General features: G+C 27.5%; 17 protein-coding genes and 1 pseudogene. 3 read left to right on the forward strand and 15 right to left on the reverse strand.

Annotated elements, in window-relative coordinates:
* Positions 1–162 precede the first annotated feature (162 nt).
* The 6 genes from ACTG48_RS11675 to ACTG48_RS11700 form a co-directional block, all read right to left on the reverse strand.
* Positions 163–951: a putative ABC transporter permease gene (locus tag ACTG48_RS11675; RefSeq protein ID WP_021385009.1), complete on the reverse strand. Its 789-nt coding sequence runs from the start codon at positions 949–951 to the stop codon at positions 163–165.
* Positions 952–1066: 115 nt separating this feature from the next.
* Positions 1067–2026: a VanZ family protein gene (locus tag ACTG48_RS11680; RefSeq protein WP_479916925.1), complete on the reverse strand. Its 960-nt coding sequence runs from the start codon at positions 2024–2026 to the stop codon at positions 1067–1069.
* 155 nt (positions 2027–2181) lie between these two features.
* Complete coding sequence (locus ACTG48_RS11685; protein ID WP_479916926.1) at positions 2182–2499, reverse strand: hypothetical protein; 318 nt, start codon at positions 2497–2499, stop codon at positions 2182–2184.
* A 96-nt stretch (positions 2500–2595) separates the two neighbouring features.
* Entirely contained in the window at positions 2596–3096 is a 501-nt protein-coding gene (locus ACTG48_RS11690) for a GNAT family N-acetyltransferase (protein ID WP_021385039.1), read from the reverse strand.
* A 52-nt stretch (positions 3097–3148) separates the two neighbouring features.
* Entirely contained in the window at positions 3149–4348 is a 1200-nt protein-coding gene (locus ACTG48_RS11695; protein WP_479916927.1) for a DHHA1 domain-containing protein, read from the reverse strand.
* 263 nt (positions 4349–4611) lie between these two features.
* Complete coding sequence (locus ACTG48_RS11700) at positions 4612–4977, reverse strand: hypothetical protein (protein ID WP_479916928.1); 366 nt, start codon at positions 4975–4977, stop codon at positions 4612–4614.
* 347 nt (positions 4978–5324) lie between these two features.
* Between ACTG48_RS11700 and ACTG48_RS11705 the strand changes: the two genes are divergently transcribed.
* Positions 5325–6293 (forward strand): L-lactate dehydrogenase, encoded by a 969-nt coding sequence (locus ACTG48_RS11705; RefSeq protein WP_021385008.1) that lies wholly within the window; start codon positions 5325–5327, stop codon positions 6291–6293.
* Positions 6294–6403: 110 nt separating this feature from the next.
* Positions 6404–7357, forward strand: a complete 954-nt coding sequence (locus ACTG48_RS11710) for an L-lactate dehydrogenase (RefSeq protein WP_021385012.1) — start codon at positions 6404–6406, stop codon at positions 7355–7357.
* A 149-nt stretch (positions 7358–7506) separates the two neighbouring features.
* On the opposite strand, the gene ACTG48_RS11715 is transcribed toward ACTG48_RS11710, so the two are convergent.
* The 5 genes from ACTG48_RS11715 to ACTG48_RS11735 form a co-directional block, all read right to left on the reverse strand.
* Entirely contained in the window at positions 7507–8637 is a 1131-nt protein-coding gene (locus ACTG48_RS11715; protein WP_021385020.1) for a helix-turn-helix domain-containing protein, read from the reverse strand.
* A 149-nt stretch (positions 8638–8786) separates the two neighbouring features.
* A complete protein-coding gene (gene msrA, locus ACTG48_RS11720) occupies positions 8787–9740 on the reverse strand; it encodes a peptide-methionine (S)-S-oxide reductase MsrA (RefSeq protein WP_021385038.1) in 954 nt (317 codons plus the stop codon).
* A 125-nt stretch (positions 9741–9865) separates the two neighbouring features.
* Complete coding sequence (locus tag ACTG48_RS11725) at positions 9866–10771, reverse strand: patatin-like phospholipase family protein (RefSeq protein WP_021385003.1); 906 nt, start codon at positions 10769–10771, stop codon at positions 9866–9868.
* A 359-nt stretch (positions 10772–11130) separates the two neighbouring features.
* On the reverse strand, positions 11131–12723 hold the full coding sequence (gene hcp, locus ACTG48_RS11730; RefSeq protein ID WP_021385025.1) for a hydroxylamine reductase: 1593 nt from the start codon (positions 12721–12723) through the stop codon (positions 11131–11133).
* A gap of 57 nt (positions 12724–12780) precedes the next feature.
* Positions 12781–13509: an ATP-binding protein gene (locus tag ACTG48_RS11735; protein ID WP_479916929.1), complete on the reverse strand. Its 729-nt coding sequence runs from the start codon at positions 13507–13509 to the stop codon at positions 12781–12783.
* Positions 13510–13670: 161 nt separating this feature from the next.
* Between ACTG48_RS11735 and ACTG48_RS11740 the strand changes: the two genes are divergently transcribed.
* Positions 13671–14375 (forward strand): Crp/Fnr family transcriptional regulator, encoded by a 705-nt coding sequence (locus ACTG48_RS11740; RefSeq protein ID WP_044213616.1) that lies wholly within the window; start codon positions 13671–13673, stop codon positions 14373–14375.
* A 169-nt stretch (positions 14376–14544) separates the two neighbouring features.
* Here the strand turns inward: ACTG48_RS11740 and ACTG48_RS11745 are convergent.
* The 4 genes and pseudogenes from ACTG48_RS11745 to ACTG48_RS11760 all read right to left on the reverse strand — a co-directional run bounded on the left by ACTG48_RS11745 (position 14545) and on the right by ACTG48_RS11760 (position 19370).
* Positions 14545–15816 (reverse strand): annotated as a pseudogene (locus ACTG48_RS11745) (dicarboxylate/amino acid:cation symporter).
* 592 nt (positions 15817–16408) lie between these two features.
* Positions 16409–17158 (reverse strand): amino acid ABC transporter ATP-binding protein, encoded by a 750-nt coding sequence (locus ACTG48_RS11750; RefSeq protein ID WP_021385040.1) that lies wholly within the window; start codon positions 17156–17158, stop codon positions 16409–16411.
* 106 nt (positions 17159–17264) lie between these two features.
* Positions 17265–18440, reverse strand: coding sequence for a M20 metallopeptidase family protein (locus ACTG48_RS11755; protein ID WP_021385029.1), 1176 nt, complete (start codon positions 18438–18440; stop codon positions 17265–17267).
* Positions 18441–18572: 132 nt separating this feature from the next.
* Positions 18573–19370, reverse strand: coding sequence for an amino acid ABC transporter substrate-binding protein (locus ACTG48_RS11760; RefSeq protein WP_021385033.1), 798 nt, complete (start codon positions 19368–19370; stop codon positions 18573–18575).
* Between the last annotated feature and the right edge of the window lie 34 nt (positions 19371–19404).

A 19404-nucleotide genomic window follows, 5' to 3' on the forward strand; every position in this document is an offset into this window, starting at 1 on the left:
ATAATTTTCAAAATATTTGTTATTCAGAAACAATATATTTTATTCTTATCAAATAAACATTATTCCACAAAAAATAAAGGACTCTATTCTATTTTTATAGAGTCCTTTGCAAATTAACTTATAAATACTATTATTCTGTTTATTTTTTATTAAATTATATAATCATCTTTTACTCTCCCTAATAATCTCTTTAAAATGCTCTAATTGCTCTTGTTGTTTTTTATGTTTTATATATGGGAAAGCTTTGATAACTCTTTTTTGTAATATGATATTGGATTCTATACGGTCTAATTTACTGTTTATTTTGTTTATTTTTTCTCTAGTTTCTAATTCATCATTATTTACTGTTTTAAATAAAGACTGTATCTCTCCTCTATCAAATTTATCAAGCTTCACATTTATATCATTAAGGTCTGTAATTATCTCATCTAGCAAGCTTAACTTTATATCCAATTTTTTAAGTGTTATAATAGTAACAATCAAATCAAGCATAGTCCAAAGTGTTGTAACTACAGCTATTGATATTAATATTCTATATGGAATTGTTCCTACAAAATACTTTATAAATGGATGTATTAATTTTATTATTAAAACAGACATTATACCAAAGTATATTGCATTTTTTAAACATACTCTACCCTTTATATTGAATTTTCTGTCAGAATAATCCCACCATTTTGCATGAAATAAGGTTTCTAGAATAAATCCTGTAAAGTATTCTAATATTGTAGTTAAAATCATACCTAAGAGAAATATTATGATTATATTATCAAACCTTCCCAATAGTGATATTACAATTACTGCTCCAAAGCCATAAACAGGACATATTGGACCATTTAAAAAGCCTCTATTAATTATTCTTTTACTTGCTATAGAACATCCTATACTTTCTACTATCCATCCTAAAAAAGAATATATAAAAAAGTATAAGATATACCTTATTATTTCCATAATTTATCTCTACTCCTTCACTAAGTTGTCTTATTTTATGCATAATGTAAAAATAATTATAGAAATAGTTTTTTCGTTTTTTATATTTGTTATTCTTTTATTTTTAATTAATATCCTATTCATTCAATCCAATTAACAATTTACTAGCCACAATTCCATGTTTATCTTTTGATTGGTTTTCTTTATCAATCCAAACATAAAATGCATCATATTTCCTTAACAAGGGTAAATTCTTCACATCAAATTCCTGATATTTAACTATGTCACTTTTTGATTCTTCAGTAATAACATAGGATACTAATCTTGTATTTTCATTTAAATAAATTCTTATGTTTCCATTACTATCAATTATATTTTCTGGTCTCTTAACTCTATTACTAGAACCTGTTTTAATGGTTATTGCGCCTTTTTCAAAGTTCTCAAATGTACCAATTATGTCCACTTCATCTTTATTTATATCTTTAATTATTTCTTTATTTTCTTCAATTAATATTTTTGATACTTTTTTATCTGGTTTAAATCTAAGCTTTAGTAAATCTTGATAATTTATAGAAATAATTCCTAATCCTATAACTCCTAAAACCAAGCTAGTACCTATTATAGCCTTGAATTTTGTTATATTATTAGGAAATAATTTAGTCATATTTATGTAAATAGTAATACCAATTATACCACCCAATGAATTTAAAATAATATCGTCTATATCACTACTTCCAAGAGCAAAAATATATTGTATTGCTTCAAATGCTAAACTAATAAATACAATTACTGTAAAAATGTTTCTTTTACTTAACTTTTTAAATAATATAGGAAAGAAAATTCCCATCGGAATAAATATGCATACATTTCCTATGATATTTGCAATAGCTCTCATAAAGCTAATATTACTGTCTGTGATAAATTCCCATATTGTGTAAAATGGGATTAAATTTACAGACCTAAATATTCCTTTGGAAATAGTGTAAATTGGTACATCTTTAAATAAAATTATTCTTATAAGCACTAGAATATATACAAAAAATATTATATATACAATTGATAGCAAGAATTTTTCTAATTTTTTATTTTCTACCACTGATAAGCACCTTCTCTCTTAATATTTAAATGGTAACAATAAATATTTAAGACGATTTTAAAATTTTCTTAAAATTTTCTTAAATATTTATTAAAAACATAAAAAAGCCTACACTTAAAAGTGTAGACCTTAACAAATTCTTATACAAATATCTCCTATTGAACAACGAACAATATAAGTGTAGAAGAAACAATAACCAAGGTTAAAAGAAGTCTAGCATATAAAAAATTTTTCTCTTTTAACATAACCCCAGCAACCCCAAATATAAAAAATATAGATGCAATAAATTTACCAAGAATATTATTATTTGGATAATAACTAAAAAGCATAAAACAAAGTACAAATGTAAGTACTCCTATTGCATTAAATATAATTTTATTAGATGCTATTTTTCCTTTATTAAAAAAGAAGCAAAATATTGATACTAAATCTAAAAATAAAAATACATAAAACATTCCTTTGAAAACGTCCATTTTTATACCCCCTAAAAATTATAATTATAATATCAGATTTATTTCACATAATTATCAATATACTAATAAAGCCTATAATATTATAGGTTTATATTACTAGTGTATTACCTCATATTCATACATATTATAATCACACTCATACATATTTAAAGACTCATATGTTGCTTTTGCATTTATGTTTTCTTTTTCTACATATAATCTCATTCCAACAATATTTTCATCTCTATCACACATATTTTTTATATAATTAAATAAATAATTAAAGATACCTTTTCTTCTATATTCTTTCTCTACGTATACGCTCTGAATCCAAAGAAAATTTCCATTTCTCCAATCGCTCCACTCATATGTATACATAATCTGTGCAACAACCTTATCAAACACTGTATAGACATGATATTTACCTTTTCTTTCATCTAACAATAATGCTTTTACACCTTTAGTAAGAACATCCATATCAAGCTCTTTTCCTTCAGTTTCTTTAGCTAAATTATAGTTAAATTTTGCTATTACATCCAAATCATCTATACGAGCTTCCCTTATCTCTATCAATTCTTCATTTTCGTATAACTCTATGTAATCCTTTTGTTGCTCCATATTTATTCCCCCATATCTATTTTATTACATTGATGTTTTTGCTTAAACATATTTATAGTGTCTTTTCTATCTTCATAAATGCATAGTCAAATGTAGCTTCCAAATTTCCATTATTTTTTCCTCCGCCTTGAGCTAATACTTGACTTCCTCCACCTTTGCCATCTATAAGGCTTATTGCGTCTTTTAATAAACTTCCCATGTTAATGTTTTTCAAATTTTTAGAACATGCAAAAACTAGGTTTATTTTATCCTCAAACTTAACCGCTAATAGTGCAATCTTATTTTCATCTTCTGTAATCTTATTTGCTATTTTATTTACATATTTTAAATCTTCATTATCATAGACCTTTTTAATAACTGAAACAGTATCAATTTTACTTGCATTTTCAATCATTTCTTTAACTTGATAGTTAGCTACTACTTCTTCAAGTTTTCTTTTTTTACTTAGAGCTTCTTCTACTTTATTGTTTAAATTTACGATACCATTTATAGCATCTTCTTCACTACAACTTAAATATCTACATATTTTAGTTAAATATATATCCCTTTTTAATACTTCATCTACTGCCCTTTTACCTGCTAAAAATTCTATTCTTGTACTTGACTTATGCTTTTCCCATTTCTTTATTTTTATTATTCTCAATTCGCCAGTTGATTTTGGATGCACTCCACAACATGCATTCGTATCTAAATCACCTATTTTTACTACTCTTATCTCTTCATCAGTATTTGGTAAATCACGTCTTATCCAAATTTTTTTTAATTCTTTCTTTGTTGGAAGTAATGTCTCTACCTGTATATTCTGACGAATAATTTCATTGGCAAGTAACTCTATCTTCCTAATTTTATCCTCATCTAAATTACCTTCTATATCTACTGTACTATACTCATTTCCAAGATGAAAACCTGTCGTATTTGCATTAAAGGTTTTAAAAAAACATCCAGATAATACGTGTTGTCCAAAATGTTGATGCATTCCATCTTCTCTTCTATCCCAATCAATACTACACTTTACCTTATGTATCTTTATAGGTTTTTTGTCTAACACATGATATACTTTTTTCCCATCTTCATACACACTTATTACATCATAATTATCTATTCTTCCTAGGTCTCCAAACTGACCTCCTCCCCCAGGAAAAAACGCTGTCTTATCTAACAAAACATGATACTTATTTTCTACTTCTTTTATTTCAATTATTTCTGCTGTAAAATCTCTTATATACTGGTCTGTATAATATAACTTTTCCATTTTAATCCTATCTCCATTTTCTTAATTCTAGACTACTTTACTTTTTAAATACAAATTTCAAGCTATACTTAATTTAATTGTATTAAAATAGAACTCATACTAATTCTTTAAAAATCATCTTCTACTATATTTTAACATATAGATATTAGTGTTAACAAATTTATAATTGTATATTATTCCAATATTTTCATAACATGTATTCTTACTTATTTTCTTAATATAATAAAAAGTATATTAAAACATGTTAAATTACAAAATAAGCTTTAATCTCTTTTACTAATCTCATCTGTTATTAATGATTTTGAAATATACATTGCTTTTATAATATTCTTAAAGCGTGTATGATGAGAGGTCCCCTCAGAAAACTTTATCTGTCCTTTTTCACATTTGCTAATAATTGAAATTACAGGTGGTAAAGCTTCTATTAATTCTTCTTTCGTATATTTATCTATAATATCTTTAGATTCTATCAATAACTTAGAAATATATAAGACTTTTATTCTATTTCTAAGAAGCGAATGTTGAGAAGTACCTTCTGCAAATTTTGGTTGTACTTTTTCACAATTAATAATACTTGAAGATACCACTCTCAGTGCTTCTATCAATTCTTCCTTTGTATAGCCATTCATAATATATCTTCTCCTTTATTTTTTAATTTGAAGAAATAGTATACCTCAACTTAGTCTCATTATCAACTAATATCATTATTATTTGTACGCATCTTTTAACTCATAAATATTTTAAATATAAGTGACATTACATATTTTAATACGTATTAATAATTTTTAATATACATATATTACTTAACATTCATTAATATAAAGTACATTAACATTGCTTTTTTAAAAATTTTAGTATAAAATCATATTAAATAAATTTTCTGAAATAATAGAATATTTAAATATATAAAAACAGCTTTTAATAACATTATAATTTTCTTATAAATGTGTCGTTGTTTTAGGGGGAGTGATTTAAAATGGCAATAAAGCCAAGAAAAATATCTATTGTGGGGTCAGGACATGTTGGCTCTCATTGTGGATTTAGTTTGATAACTCAAGGAGTTTGTGATGAGCTCTTTATGATTGATATAGATGAGGCTAAAGCAAAAGCTCAAGCTTTAGATTTAGCTGATGCAGTTTCTTATTTACCACATAAAGTATCTATAGAAAAGGGAACTTTTGCTGACTGTCAAGATTCAGATATAGTAGTAATAAGTGTTGCTGACTCTTCAGAAGGACCTTTACGTAGACAAAATACAACTAGATTAGACCTACTAAGACCAACCATTGGAATGATAAAATCTATAGTAGAGCCTATAATTAATTCTGGTTTCGATGGCATATTTATAGTCATATCTAATCCTGTTGATGTAGTTACAAATTATATTTGGGAAAAATCTGGTTTTCCTAAAAATAAAGTTATTGGAACTGGTACAGCTTTAGATTCGACAAGACTTAGAAGACTTCTATCTGAAGAAACTGGAATAGCTCAACAGTCAATACAAGCTTATTCTATGGGTGAACATGGAGATTCTCAAATGGTTCCTTGGTCTCATGTTTCAATTGGTGGTAAACCAATCTTAGACATGATAAAGGACAATCCAAACACTTATGGAAAGCTAGATTTGCCGTCAATAGTTGAAAAAAATAAAAAAACAGGCATAAGTATAATAAATGGTAAAGATTGCACAGAATTTGGAATAGGTACTGCTTTAGTAGAAATTGTAAAAGCTATATTACATAATGAGAAAAAAATTCTACCAATTTCTACTCTATTAGAAGGTCAATACAATGAAACAGATGTATTTGCAGGTGTTCCTTGTGTTATCGGAAAAGATGGTATAGAAGAAATCATTGAAATCAATCTCTCTGAAGAGGAACAAAATGAATTTAGTAAATCTTGCTCTGTTTTAAGAGAGCATATTGCACTTTCAAAAACACTTTAGATTCAAAATTATTTTAAAGTAGTTTTATCTAAATAATTTATGATACTCTATGATTATCGTAGAGTATCATAATATGTATACATAAAACAAAATGTAAGGAGATGTTAAACTTGGCAATAAAACCTAGGAAAGTATCAATAATTGGAACTGGCCACGTTGGTTCGCATTGTGGATTTAGCTTGGTAACTCAAGGGGTTTGTGATGAGTTACTAATGGTCGATATAGATGAAAGCAAATCAAAAGCTCAAGCTTTAGATTTAGCTGATGCAGTTTCTTATCTGAAACATGCTATAAAAATAAAGAGTGGCTCACTTGATGATTGTAAAGATTCTGATATTGTAGTGATAAGTGCTGGTCCGTTACCTGAAAAAAATCAGACTAGATTAGATACACTTGAATCTACAATTAATGTTATAAAGACGATAATAAAGCCTATTGTTAAAGCTGGATTTGATGGGATATTCATTGTAATTTCAAATCCAGTAGATGTAATTACTGACTATATATGGAAGACTTCTGGTTTCCCTAAAAATAAAGTTTTAGGTACAGGTACTGCACTTGACTCCTCAAGACTTAGAAGGCTTTTGGCAGAGACAACAAATATTCCTCAACAATCAATACAAGCTTATTCTATGGGCGAACATGGAGATTCTCAAATGGTTCCTTGGTCTCATGTTTCAGTTGGTGGTAAACCATTATTTGATATTATTAAAGAAAATCCCAATACTTATGGTAAATTAAATTTAGATGAATTAACTGAAAAAACAGCAAGAGCTGGTTGGGATGTTCTTTACGGTAAAGGCTCTACTGAATTTGGTATTGGAACGGCCCTAACAGAAATAGTAAAAACTATATTTCATAATGAAAGAAAAGTTATACCTGTCTCAACTTTACTTAATGGTGAATATGGACAAGAAAATGTATTTGCTGGTGTGCCTGCTATAATTGGTGCAAATGGAGTTGAATCTATAGTAGAAATAAACTTAACTGAGAATGAACAAGATAAATTCAATAAGTCATGTGATATTTTAAAAAAATACATTAAAGTTGCTGAGAATCTTTAAATTGATAATAAAATAATATAGCTTTAGAGCAATATTGTATTTAAAATTTTAACTAAAAGCAGGTAAATTACTCATAACAAAAATAGATTAACTAAGTTAATGTTCAAGTTATTTATACCTGCTTTTAATTTTAATACTAAAATATCAATCTACTTTTTTTCACCAAATTTTATAACTTTGCTTTTTTTATTTATATTTTGAGATAGGAATCCTTTTTTTAATCCCATCAACAATTCTAAATCTTCTGGATAAAGATTTATTCCAAATTCTTCTAAACTTGATACTATACTATTTGTACTCATTATTTTATTTTCTATCAATAATTCGACTGCTTTTTTTAAATATGTTGGGCTTGAGCCTTTCATTTTATCTAGTGGTTCTTCTACTAACCATCCTCTTTTATCCATCTCATTCATAAGATAATTGTATTTTTTGTAATTTATCTTTCCTAGATTATATGCTCTAAAAATCATAGCAGATATAGGTACAATCCACTTCTTTTTTAATTCTACATAATAGTCCACATCTTCTGGATGACTTAAATCTTCCAAAAAAGTCTCTTTAGGTAATAAAAATGCACAGGCATACTCATCTGCTGAAAATTGTTTATTTGGTATTTTTAATTCACTTGATACTATATAGCCAAGCTCATATGCCAAATTATAATTTCTAATTGCTGCTGATTTTTTGTCATTTCCAAGAGATATTAAGTATTTAACTTCTTTCCCAATTCTCTGTTTTTGAGTAAAGATTGTCGCCCCTTTTTTATCTACATTCATACCTGATATTATAATTCCATTAGATTCTAGTAAGTTTACCATATTTACTATTGGACTTTTATTTAAATTCCAAAACTCTCTAGTTTTATATGCAAGGCTTTCTATATCATTTATATTAGTATCCGCCATTATTCTTTTATTTGGTAAATTTTCTTTTGGAAACTTAATATAACTCTCCATAAATGAGTATATTTTATGAATAATTATCATTTTTTCTCTATAAGAAATTTCTTCTACTCTAGGCAGTTTAGATTGAGGATTAAAATGACTATCCTCAACAATAACATTCATATTTTCATTTCTATAAAAATACTCTTTTGGAAAATTTAATACATTTGATAATTTTAATGTATTTTCCATATTAGGAATATATTTATTTTCTTCAAAAGCCTTCAAATCTTTCTTATTTATTTTAGTTTCATTGGATAACTGTTCTATAGTCTTTGCTCTAAAAGTTCTAGCTGATTTTAATCTCTTTCCATTAAAGTCTTTTAAATTCATTTGTTTTCTCTCTTTCAAAATTAAATTCTTAATCTATCAATATAAATTATAAGATTACAATTAATAATTTATCATATTATTGACAAAAAAACAAAAGATGAAAATATATATTTTCATCTTTTATCTAAGCTTATAATAAATAACTTTAATTATTTAAAAAGTTTGAGATATTCTCCATATCCTAAACCTTCCATCTCTTCTTTAGGTATAAATTTAAGAGAGGCAGAATTTATGCAGTATCTTAAACCTCCAATTTCTTTTGGTCCATCATCAAATACATGACCTAAGTGAGAATTCCCTTTAGCACTTCTTACTTCAACTCTATACATACCTTGTGAGAAATCACTTCTCTCAACTATAGATTTATCTATTACTGGCTTTGAAAAACTTGGCCATCCACATCCTGCATCAAATTTATCTTTTGATGAAAATAAAACTTCTCCACTTACAATATCAACATAAATCCCTTCTTTATCATTATCATAGTATTCATTTTCAAAAGGTACCTCTGTCATATCGTTTTGAGTAACTTCAAATTGTATAGGAGTTAAAGTCTTTTTTAATTCTTCTCTATTTATATTGTTTCCATCCCAGTGACTTTTTACAAAATTATATCTACCTGAACCTTTATAATACATATTATAGTTTAATGGTCTTTTTTTATAATAATCTTGATGATTTTCTTCTGCCTCATAAAATTTAGTTGCTGGAATTATAGCAGTTACTATTTCACTATCGAATATTTTACTATTTTCCAAATTTTCTTTTGATTTTAAAGCTATATTTTTTTGTTCTTCATCATGATAAAATATAGCAGTCTTATATTGAGTTCCCCTGTCACCAAATTGCCCACCATCATCTGTAGGATTAATCTGTTTCCAAAATATATTTAGTAGTTCATCATAGCTTATTATGTCATCATCATAAGTTATTTGAATAGCTTCTACATGACCAGTTGTTCCTGAACATACCTCTTGATATGTAGGATTTTCAACATGACCACCTATATATCCAGAAATTACCTTTATAACCCCATCATATTTATCAAAAGGCTTCACCATACACCAAAAACATCCACCTGCAAAAGTAGCAAGTTTTATCATTTTTATCACTCCTTAAAAAAAATTATATTTTATTTATTCCCTAAGAAGTAGGTTAATAATCTTGTATTTTATTGTTTTTATCCAATTGATAAAATAGTTCTTATAAATATAATTGTACATTAAATCTATTTTCTATAAAAACTTTTTTTATTTATCCATCCAAAAGCATCTTTTATGTCACAATTTTCTCCCAAAGATATCAAGTATTCTAACTCATCATAATTATCCATAGCCACATCTTTTTCCATTTTGGGATTTAGTCTATAGTAATTATCTCCAAGAAGCTTTTGAGAAAACAACTGGCTCATTTGAGAATTTCCTTCTAATGTTATAGATATAATTGGTAAATCGGGTTCTTTATTAATTATCCAATCAATAGCTCCCCATTCAGTAGTATCTGCCTTTATACTATTATATACATATCCAGTTCCTATTGAAAAAAGTCTTGTATTTTTAAGCTTAAGCCCACTATCAATGGCATGAATTATACATGCTAAACTTGGGTCAGTTGCTATTATTCCACCATCAATATGTCGATTATACGTTGGAAAAAACACTGGAGCAGCACTACTTGCCATTGCTACATCTATAACTTTACTAGTCTTTGTAAGAGAACTTGGCATATTATTATAAAAAACTGGTTTCCATGAGTTTTCTTCATTTCCTATATAAAAACTTGGTATCATTACTAATTTTTTTAAGTCTTTTAATTCTAGTTCTTCTGGAAATATACTTAGTAAAACTTCTTTTAAATTTTTATTTTCATACTTCGGTCTCAGCATTTCTGCATAACTTTTACTGAAAATATGCTTTGAATTTTCTATTGAATAGAGTTCTTTTATGTCTTTTGGACTTACACCATACGCAAGACCTAATGCGATTAAACTTCCTGTAGACGTACCTCCAAACATATTTATATTATCTAATAAATTTGGATACTCATTTACCATTCTCTCAAGTATAGCTATACTCAATGCTCCTCTTAATCCCCCACCATCAAAAGTTAATATATTAAAATTAGAATTCTTCATATACATATACCCCCACATAAAATACCTTATTGATTTTAAATTTCGGTTAAAATAATTTCATTATAGTATATATATTTTATGCAAGTTCTATATAACGATGTTACCATTTCGATATTTAAAGTACTTTGTACTGTACATACCTTATAATATCTAAAATAAATATTATAGAATATCGTATTTGTTTTAGATATTATAAGTAATAAAATTGACGTATTAAAATAATTTCTGTACCTTAATATATTATAAAAAATAAATAAGAGTTATCTTTTAAGTAAAGACAACTCTTATTTATTTTAATTGCTTATATTTAAAAATATTTTAATTACAAATACTTCTCTTCTTAAATATATTTATTTTCTTTATCCTAGTATTTTCTTCATATCTTCTTCTGGAGTAGATATAGGAGTTAATGCAAATTTGTCAACCAATATATCTAATACATTCTGAGATAAGAATGCTGGTAAAGAAGGTCCTATATAGATATTTTTAATGCCTAAATGAAGTAATGTAAGAAGTATACAAACTGCCTTTTGTTCATACCATGATAATACCATGCTAAGAGGCAACTCATTTACTCCACAGTCAAAAGCATTTGCCAATGAAACTGCCACTTGGATTGCACTATAAGCATCATTACATTGTCCCATATCCATTAAACGTGGTAAACCACCGATTTCTCCAAGGTCTAAATCATTAAATCTATATTTTCCACATGCAAGTGTCAATATAACAGTATCTTTAGGAGCTTGCTTTACAAATTCAGTGTAATAATTTCTTCCAGGTTTTGCACCATCACAACCTCCAACTAATAAAAAGTGTCTTATATCTCCACTTTTCACAGCATCTATTACTTTATCTTGTACAGATGAAACTGTACCTCTTGCAAAACCAGTAGTTAATGTGTCTCCTCCATTAATACCAGTCATATGAACATCTTCTTTATATCCACCAAGTTCAAGAGATTTTTCTATTACACTAGAAAAGTCTTTGTCTTCATCAATATGAATCATACCTGGATAAGCAACTACTTCTGTAGTAAATACTCTATCTCTATAACTATCTTTAACAGGCATTAAACAGTTTGTTGTAAATAGTATTGGAGCAGGAATATTATCAAACTCTTTTTGTTGATTTTGCCATGCTGTACCAAAGTTTCCTTTTAGATGCTTATATTCTTTTAATTTTGGATATGCATGTGCTGGTAATAACTCTCCATGAGTATATATATTTATTCCCTTATCTTTTGTTTGTTCTAATAATTTGTGTAAATCATAAAGGTCATGTCCTGTAACTACTATGAATGGTCCTTTCTCAATTTTCATAGGTACTTGAGTTGGTTCTGGTGTTCCATAAGTTTCAGTATTTGCTCTATCAAGTAATTCCATACATTTTAAGTTTATTTCTCCAGTTTTCATAACCAATCCTAAAAGTTCGTCAATAGACAAGTCCCCTCCAACAGCTATTAATCCTTCATAGAAAAATTCATTTACTTCTTTGTCTGTATAACCAAGTACCATTGCATGATATGCATAAGCAGCCATACCTCTTAGACCAAACAGAATTAATGATTTTAATGAACGTATATCTTCATTATCACTCCACAAATCCTTCATATCATAGTTATCATTTCTACTACAAGTTGTTGCACAGTCTGAACATCTAGGTACAAGTTTACTTTTTTCTATCTCAGTTTTTTCAATTTGTCTCTTTATAGCTTCATCATCAAAACTTACATTTGTTATGGTAGTAAATAATCCCTCTATCATAACTTTATCTGTTTCACTTGTTGGTCTATTTTTATTTCCAATTGTTGCTCTTGAAAGACCAATTAATACTCCTGTAAGTTCATCTTGTAAATTGGCTGTACCCCCCTTTTTACCACATACCCCATTTATAGTACATCCTTTACCTCCTGCTGTTTGTTCACATTGAAAACAAAACATATTCTCCATCTTTATTCCTCCCTTTTTATTTATTAAAATTTATTATATTTTTTGTAATTAACTTAATTAAATTTCTTCATCTACTATTTTTCCATCTACAGATATAGTAACTATTTGCCATGGTATCATCTTTCCACTGTTTTGTAGTGCTGTCTTAACAGCATTTACTATACCACCACAACAAGGAACTTCCATACGTGTTACTACTATATTTTTAATATCATTCACTTTTAAAATCTCTGTAAGTTTTTCAGCATAATCTACTTCATCAAGTTTAGGACAACCAATTAATGTAACTTTGTTTTTCATAAACTTATTATGGAAATTTCCATATGCATATGCTGTGCAGTCTGCTGCTATTAAAAGACTTGCATTTTTTAAATATGATGCATTAGCTGGTACCAGTTTTATTTGCACTGGCCACTGGTTAAGCTGAGACCCTTGTGCTTCAACTACTACATTATTGTTTATCTGTTTACTATCTGAAACTTCTCTATTTATAGATTTAGACTTAGAACCTGGACATCCACACGCTAGATTTGTCTTTTGTGCTTTCTTGGCTTCCATGTTTGCTTTTACTGCTGCTTCATCATACTCTGCAGCTTCTCTATACTCAAATGAAATAGCATTTGTTGGACAAGTTGGTAGACAATCTCCTAGACCATCACAATAATCATCTCTTAAAAGTTTTGCTTTTCCATTTACCATTCCTATAGCTTCTTCATGACAAGCTTCAACACATAGTCCGCAACCATTACATTTTTCCCCATCAATTTTAATTATTTTTCTCATCATTTATATCACCTCATAAAATTTTTTTAATTTAAAGTATTAATTTCTTAGGTATTTATTTTTAAAACCTACATCTTTTTTCAAAGTTTTTGTAGTATGATTTTTATATCTCCTTGCTTTTATAAATTTAGTATAGTACAATAAAAACAAATTATCGGTTGCATATGCAACAAGGAAGTGATTATTTGAAAAAATTTTTAGAAAAACATATAAATCTGCTAAAAAAAATTCCTCTCTTTGAAGGAATTAAAAACGACGAACTTGAAGCAATGTTAGAATGTCTAGGTGTTGTTGATAAGATTTATCCAAAGGATAGCATAATATTCTCAGTTGGAAGTGAAGTTACTTCTATTGGAATTATGCTTAAAGGAAGTGCACATATAATAAAAGAAGACATTGAAGGTAATAGGAATATTGTAGCTGAACTCTTACCTGGAGATTTATTTGGAGAAGTATTTGCATGTACTAGACTACATAAAAGCAATGTCACAGTAACTACAACATCTTCTTGCGAAGTTTTATTTATAAAGTTTAAAAGTGTAACTGGTATTTGTTCATCTACATGTGTATTTCATAATAGATTAATTGAAAACATGCTACAATTAATAGCTGAAAAGAATATTTTACTTCACAATAAAATAGAATTACTTTCTCGTAAAACTACTCGTGAAAAATTACTTATGTATTTTTCACGACAAATAGAGCAAACAGGTAGCAACAAGTTTACAATTCCTTTTTCAAGAAATGAAATGGCTGACTTTTTGTGTGTTGATAGAAGTTCTATGTCAAGAGAGCTTGGTAAGATGAGAGATGAAGGTTTGTTATATTTCAATAAAAATAAGTTTGAAATATTCTGTTTTCAAAAATAAAATATATATTTAAATTTTATCTATTTTAAGATATTATATAAACTTAAGATTCAAAGTATAAATATTATATTTGAATCTTAAATTTACATTTTTATTCAAAAAGTTAATAGATATCTAATTCATCAAAATTAAGATATCTATTAACTATATATATTAATTAATTTTATAATTAGCTTATTTTTTTTGTAGTAAATGATGTTTTATCTATAAGCCAATCTTTTCCTTCCACTAATCTTGCAACTAACATTGATGTTACTGTATTTCCAGTTGTATTTAATATAGTATTAGGAATATCAGTTATAGTAGTTATAACTGTCAACAATGGAATTGCTTCCACTGGAAATCCGAAGATGCTAACCACGAGCATCTCACCGATAAGTCAGCCACCTGCTACAGGAGCCATAAATACTCCAACAACAAATACGGTTACAAATAATTGACCTATTGTTGCTGGATTTGCCATACCACTACCTAAAATACCTGATAAAAATGCAACTTTTATTATTACTGCTAAAACTGACCCATCTTTATGTATATTTATTCCAAGAGGTATAACTGTTTCTGATATATCATCAGGAACTCCTATATTTTTACTAGCTTCTAAGTTTGATGGTATACATGCTGAACTCGAAGAAGTAGCTAATGCTGTTGCTATTGGTTTTATAGCATTCTTCCAGAATTGCCTAAACCCTTGTTTTCCTGCAGATAGAAAAGCATATAAACTGTAAAATAATAAGAAATACAGTGCTGCTGTTATAGAATAAATTAAAAACACCCTTACATATCCTTGAATTATTTTACTTCCAAGTTCTCCAATTATTGTAGCTGTATAACAGCCTAACCCTATAGGAGCATAAAGCATGACTATACTTACTACTTTTAATATTGCTTCTGTTCCTTCTGATAAGAGCTTTCTTATAGTATTTCCCCTATCCCCCATCATAGCTATTGCTGTTCCAACTAAAACTGCAAATATAACTAATTGTAATAAATTACTACTAGAAAATAAATCTCCAAAATTTTTAACTGTAATACTTGATACTACTTGGTCTAATAATGTTCCTTTCGATTCTAAAGTTTCTGCATCTTGAGCCACCATTAAACTTTTTACACTCGATACATCTAATCCTTTAGATGGATTAAATAATAATGCAGATGTAATACCTAAAACTGCAATTACAAGTGTTGTTCCCATAAATACTATAGCTGTATTCTTCATTATTTTTCCGAAGCGTTCCATGTTTTTTACACTAGCAACACCTGAAGAAACACTAAGAAACACTAATGGTACTACTATCATTAATAGAGCATTTATAAATAAATCTCCAAATGGTTTTAGTATTGAAGCTTTTGGACCAAGTACTAATCCTACTATTACTCCTATTATGGTACATGATAAAAGTATAATTGATGACTTATAATTTTTTAAAAAGTCCCTCATTTATATTTTCCCTTCTAATGTTTTATATTATAAATTACCCAAAACTCTAAAAAAATTAAAGTAAATTATCTAATGCGCATTAATAATTTTTGTAATTTTCCCCAACAGCTACTTTAGCAAATACTGGAATATATGTCAATTTCTATAGTTTTTTTGTATCTTTAATATTTTTCTAATAGTTCATATCTATATATAAATCTTAATAAAATTCTACTTTTAAAACTTTTTTTCTATATCAATTTCAATAAAATAAACAAGATAAAAAAATATATATAATACAGTTTAATTATTCTCAAGTTTAATAATTTATAATTTAAGATAAAATTTCAGTATAGTCACTTTAATTACTGCATTGTACTATTTCATTAAGATGTTATTGTAAATACGTATGATATTTTATCAAACATTGTTTTTTTATGTATTTAAATATTTTATAATATTTTTAAAACCAAAGGCAAATAAGTTGTATTTCTAATTTAAAATTAAATAATAAATCTAAGAATAAAAAAATACTCCTATTAAATCTATTATCTAACTTATAAATTTAATAGGAGTATTTTATATATCTTAAAATAATTAACTTATACTTTTTTTAATTAAATGCTTCTTCTTTCCTAATAATATTTAAAAATTTTGCAGTTCTTTCGTTTTTAGGATTATTAAATATCTCATTAGGAGTTCCTTCTTCAGCTATTACACCATTATCCATAAATATGATTTTATCAGCAACTTCTTTTGCAAAATTTATTTCATGAGTTACAATAAGCATTGTTATTCCTTCTTTTGCAAGTGATTTTATAACACTTAACACTTCTCCAACAAGTTCTGGGTCAAGTGCTGATGTTGGCTCATCAAATAATATTACATTTGGATTTACTGCCATAGCTCTAGCTATACCTATTCTTTGTTGTTGACCTCCAGATAATTTTGATGGATAAAAATCTTTTCTATCCAACATACCTACTTTGTCTATTAATTTTAAAGATATCTCTTTAGCTTCTTGTTTACTTTTTTTATGTACTACTATTAATGCCTCCATTACATTTTCTAGTGCTGTTTTATTTTTAAATAAGTTATAATTCTGAAATACCATAGATGTATGTTTTCTTAAATTTGCTATATCTTTTTTTGTTGCTTTTTCTACATCTACCTTTACATCTCCAATCATTATCTTTCCTTTTGTAGGCTCAACTAGATAATTTAAACATCTAAGTAGTGTAGATTTACCTGTACCAGATGGACCAAGTATAGCTACTACTTCACTTTGATTTATCTCTAGATTTATACCTTTAAGAACTTCTGTCCCTTTAAAATTTTTATGCAAATTTTCTACTTTTATCATTGTTATCCACCTTTTTAATAAATATAATAAATAATATATTCGATATCAAAATTAATATATTAGTATTAATTTTAAAAACAGACTAAATATATTTTATAAATATACTCTAAAATTGACATAAATAATCTACTGCAAGCTGAGATAATAAGGAAGATGCTACGCTCAAGCATTTTTCATCTATATCAAATTTATTATTGTGCAATCTATAGTTTATATTTTTTTCTTTATTTCCTACACCTATATACATAAATAAACCAGGTTTTTCTTTCATATAAATAGCGAAATCTTCTCCTGTCATTGCAGGGAAATCAATCATTTCAACATTCTCATCTCCAAGTATTTTGCAAGCGCTTTTTCTTCCCAGTTCTATCATATTTTTATCATTTATAACAGCATCTCCTCCAGCACTCTTTTCAAACTTGCAATCTGCTCCATGTGCTTTACATACACTTCTTACTATGTTTTCTAGAATCTTACTTACTTCAATCACTTTTTCCTGACTTACCGCTCTAATAGTTCCTTGAAGTGTACACACATCTGGTATTATATTTTTAGAAACACCAGAATTAAAAGAACAAACAGACACTACTACTGGTACAACTGGGTCAATTTTTCTCGAAACTATCTGTTGAATAGATGAATATACTGCATTTCCAACTGCAATTGGGTCTATACAATTGTGAGGTTCTGCTCCATGTCCACCCTTGCCGATTATTGTTATTTCGAAAGTATTAGTTGCTGCCATAGCACAATTTCTAGCTATTCCAATTTTTCCTGATTCAATAGTTGGCCAACAATGACCAGCTGCTAATACATCTACACCTTCAAGTACATTTTCTTTAATTACAATATCAGAACCACCTTTTTCTTCACCAGGTTGAAATAGTAACTTTACATTTCCATTCAGTTCTTCTTTTATATCATTTAAAATCATTGCTGTTCCTAACAACCATGAAACATGTGCATCATGCCCACAAGCATGCATATTATCATTTATTGATTTAAATTCTAAATCATTTTCCTCTTTTATTGGAAGAGCATCCATATCCGCTCTAAGTAGTATAGTTTTACCACTAATATTTTTTCCTTTTATAGTAGCTAATACTCCTGTACCAGCAACATCTATATACTCTATATCAAGTTTATCTAGTTCTTCTTTTATAAGTTTGGATGTTTTAAATTCTTTAAATGCCAACTCTGGATTACTGTGTATCTGTCGTCTTATTTTTATGATTTTTTCCATATTTTTTAGTGCGATAGATTTTATTTTAGTTTCAATCATTTGAAATACCTCCATAACTTATTTTTATTTATAAAGACTAATAGAAATACATTGTAATACACAGATAACTATAGATAAATTTAGTATACTTATCTATAGTTATCAAAACTTTATATTTTAATTTTGGAGTACTTATTTTTGTATATCAGCACTTACATCCATTCCAAACCATTTTTCAGATATTTTTTTCACTGTTCCATCTGCAAGCATTTCCTCTATTGCTTTGTTTACATCTTCTTTTATAGTTTTAGATTTTTCATCATTTTTCTTAAAGAAATATGCTATATTAGTAACTGATAATTTATCATCTAATACTCTTATCTTCATGTTAGCTTTTTTAGCATCACCTACAACAGTAAGTTCCGCATCAATCCATGCACTAACTCTTCCTAAATCTAAATCTTGAATACCATTAGTTCCATCACCATAAACCTTTTCTTCAAATAAATTGTCTTTATTAACACTAGCTGCAACCTGTTGACCTTGAGAACCTTCTGAAATTGCTACAACTTTTCCTTTTAAATCTTCAAGCTTATTAATTTCATTGTTCCCATCTTTTACAGCTATACATACAGCATCAGAACCATAAGGTATAGAAGCATCGTATTTTTCTAATCTTTCTTTAGACATTCCAAAGAAGTTGGCTGCTACATCAACTTTACCAGAATCTAACATACCAAATATAGAACTAAAACCTGTTGGCTCCATTTTTATTTCATATCCACTTCTTTTACCAATCTCTTTCCACATATCAACTTCAAAACCTTTATGCTCACCATTATCAACATAAGAATATGGGTCAGCTGAATTAGATGAAGCTACAGTTATAACTTTTTCATTCTTTACTTCCTCTTTTTTTGAACAACCAGTAGTTACAACTGTTAATGCTAAAACTGCTACTAAACATTTTATAATATTTCTTTTTATCATATCTCTTCTCCTCACACCATTTTTATGTAAAAAT

Source organism: Clostridioides sp. LIBA-6822 (assembly GCF_056688955.1).

Coding starts and splice junctions, on each gene's coding strand:
- msrA (WP_021385038.1), bottom strand. CDS start 9,740: ATGATAAAACTTGCTACTTTTGCAGGTGGATGTTTTTGGTGTATGGTG.
- ACTG48_RS11715 (WP_021385020.1), bottom strand. CDS start 8,637: ATGAATTTAAAAGACTTTAATGGAAAGAGATTAAAATCAGCTAGAACT.
- ACTG48_RS11705 (WP_021385008.1), top strand. CDS start 5,325: ATGGCAATAAAGCCAAGAAAAATATCTATTGTGGGGTCAGGACATGTT.
- ACTG48_RS11695 (WP_479916927.1), bottom strand. CDS start 4,348: ATGGAAAAGTTATATTATACAGACCAGTATATAAGAGATTTTACAGCA.
- ACTG48_RS11735 (WP_479916929.1), bottom strand. CDS start 13,509: ATGATGAGAAAAATAATTAAAATTGATGGGGAAAAATGTAATGGTTGC.
- ACTG48_RS11675 (WP_021385009.1), bottom strand. CDS start 951: ATGGAAATAATAAGGTATATCTTATACTTTTTTATATATTCTTTTTTA.
- hcp (WP_021385025.1), bottom strand. CDS start 12,723: ATGGAGAATATGTTTTGTTTTCAATGTGAACAAACAGCAGGAGGTAAA.
- ACTG48_RS11690 (WP_021385039.1), bottom strand. CDS start 3,096: ATGGAGCAACAAAAGGATTACATAGAGTTATACGAAAATGAAGAATTG.
- ACTG48_RS11755 (WP_021385029.1), bottom strand. CDS start 18,440: ATGATTGAAACTAAAATAAAATCTATCGCACTAAAAAATATGGAAAAA.
- ACTG48_RS11700 (WP_479916928.1), bottom strand. CDS start 4,977: ATGAATGGCTATACAAAGGAAGAATTGATAGAAGCACTGAGAGTGGTA.
- ACTG48_RS11760 (WP_021385033.1), bottom strand. CDS start 19,370: ATGATAAAAAGAAATATTATAAAATGTTTAGTAGCAGTTTTAGCATTA.
- ACTG48_RS11725 (WP_021385003.1), bottom strand. CDS start 10,771: ATGAAGAATTCTAATTTTAATATATTAACTTTTGATGGTGGGGGATTA.
- ACTG48_RS11685 (WP_479916926.1), bottom strand. CDS start 2,499: ATGGACGTTTTCAAAGGAATGTTTTATGTATTTTTATTTTTAGATTTA.
- ACTG48_RS11740 (WP_044213616.1), top strand. CDS start 13,671: ATGCAACAAGGAAGTGATTATTTGAAAAAATTTTTAGAAAAACATATA.
- ACTG48_RS11750 (WP_021385040.1), bottom strand. CDS start 17,158: ATGATAAAAGTAGAAAATTTGCATAAAAATTTTAAAGGGACAGAAGTT.